Source organism: Myroides sp. N17-2, assembly GCF_002286775.1.
Classification (GTDB): domain Bacteria; phylum Bacteroidota; class Bacteroidia; order Flavobacteriales; family Flavobacteriaceae; genus Flavobacterium.
The window spans coordinates 1-1,892 of sequence record NZ_NSGJ01000010.1; the positions used below are offsets into that span (position 1 = coordinate 1).

Below are 1,892 nucleotides of genomic sequence, written 5' to 3' on the forward strand. Positions count from 1 at the left end.
TGAATATGTTTATATTTGATTAAAAGAAAATGAGTTTATGTTAGATATAAAAACTTTAGTTGCAATCGCTCTTCCTATTTTAGGCGCCTTTATAGGTTATTTTATAAAATCTTCAATAGATAAAAAACAAGCTCTTTTGTCTGAAGTATCAAAGGAGCGAAGAGAACATTATCAAAAGTTTATTGATTTAATGATTGAACTATTTAGCAATACAAAATCTGGAAAGAAAACTCCTGATACTGAGTTGGTCTTAAAATTATATACGTTTTATAAAAAATATATTCTATATGCTTCTCCTAAAGTTATCAATAGTTTCTCAGACTATTTTCAATATTTGTATAAACATAGTGAAAATAACGGTGTAGTAGATTCAAATGTACAATTGAGAAAGCTTACTAGAGTAATGAAAGCGATGAGAACTGATTTAGGGTTATCAAATAAGAATTTAGGGAAAGATGGAGAGAAGATTTTTCGTGCCTTAATAAAAGACTTTGATGATGTAATTAAATAAATCATACACTAACTTTTCTATCTTTCAAATAGATCTTCTTCTCTTCCTTTTACGTTTATCTTCAGGGCTTTGTCTGTTGCCACTTGCATACTGTAAAGCTTGAGCTATAAAAGAAACAAAGCGAACAAGTTGAAAAGAATTATCAGTTAATCCAATCGAGAAGGACTCGTTTTCCTTCTCAAATGAAGCGTACAGCTCCAAAATTTGAAGAATTCCTATTTGTTGATATAATTATTGAAATCATATTTCAGAAAGTAATAAGATTATTTTTCTAAAAATAGTCTTTCTTTCTTTCTTTCATAAATCGTTGATATTTATTCAACTGACCTAAATATTCATTCAGTTTTTCAGATGAAATTTCCTTATGAGTATTAACCCATTTTGCAATTTGGTTAATATTATTCTCAACTTTAGAATCCATATTGGTCGATATTTCAATTAATTTTAGTATTTGTTTTCTTTCATTTTTACCTAAGTTACCCTCTACGTTGTGAACTATATATTTAGTCAAAGTCATATGATTTAACTCAGCTATTTCTTGCCATTTCTTTTTTAAATCTGAATCTAGCAAAAAATGAATTCTTGATTTTTCCATTTTCTTCCTTTTTAAAATAAAACGAGTCCCGATTTTTTAAGTTCCTATGAAATAGGCAAGAGCGTGTTATGTGTATTATTTGTTAAAAATTATGCACATAAATACACATCTTGCCCTACATAAAAACCATTATACATTAATGACATGAGTGTTAATAAAATCATTCAAATCTTTGTGGTTAGGATACAAGTATCTTCCATCTTTCACACGATTGGGAAAAGTATTTTTCACTTTTTCCGTAGTTTTATTTCCAGCATCGTCATTGTCAAAACAACAAATAATTATATCATACTTTAATTCTTTGTACAATGTATTTTTTATACATATGTCACTTGCCCCATTTGTACATTTGTACAAATAATTATTTGTCTCATTAATTAAAACATTATGTAATGTTCCAACTGAATTCAATATCAAGTAGTCATAATGTCTTTCTGCTTTTGGATATAGCGTTAGGAAGCTCAAAAAATCACTCCACGATTCAAATAATACAATTTGACTACTGTTATTATTAAAGTAGGAAGGTGCTTTAGTTCCTAAACACATTTTGACGTATTTGTTTCGGATTTCGTATCCTTCAGAGTCATTCTTAAAACCTATTCCGTAATATGTTTTATCATTAAGTCTATAAAGAAGTTCTACACAGTATTTTCTAGCTATTTTAAGGTATTCACCCGACCAACTACATATTTCATCGTCTAATGTAAGATAGTAAGTTTGCCTGAAATAATAAATAGATGAGCAAACAAGAAATAATGTATTCTCATGTAGAGAATTGGAAAGCAA

Annotated in this window: 3 protein-coding genes; 1 reads left to right on the forward strand and 2 read right to left on the reverse strand. The window is 28.2% G+C overall.

Annotation, left to right across the window (positions count from 1 at the left end):
- Positions 1 to 37: 37 nt before the first annotated feature.
- Positions 38 to 511: a hypothetical protein gene (locus tag CF599_RS06440; RefSeq protein WP_121965227.1), complete on the forward strand. Its 474-nt coding sequence runs from the start codon at positions 38 to 40 to the stop codon at positions 509 to 511.
- A gap of 271 nt (positions 512 to 782) precedes the next feature.
- Here the strand turns inward: CF599_RS06440 and mobC are convergent, their stop codons facing one another.
- Both mobC and CF599_RS06450 read right to left on the reverse strand, forming a co-directional pair.
- Entirely contained in the window at positions 783 to 1,106 is a 324-nt protein-coding gene (gene mobC / locus CF599_RS06445) for a plasmid mobilization relaxosome protein MobC (protein WP_121965228.1), read from the reverse strand.
- A gap of 129 nt (positions 1,107 to 1,235) precedes the next feature.
- Positions 1,236 to 1,892 (reverse strand): toprim domain-containing protein (locus CF599_RS06450; protein ID WP_143824800.1); only part of this gene is annotated, 657 nt, incomplete at its 5' end.

What these genes read in the sequence shown, in the direction of transcription:
- mobC (WP_121965228.1), bottom strand. Translation starts at nt 1,106, where the DNA reads ATGGAAAAATCAAGAATTCATTTTTTGCTAGATTCAGATTTAAAAAAG.
- CF599_RS06440 (WP_121965227.1), top strand. Translation starts at nt 38, where the DNA reads ATGTTAGATATAAAAACTTTAGTTGCAATCGCTCTTCCTATTTTAGGC.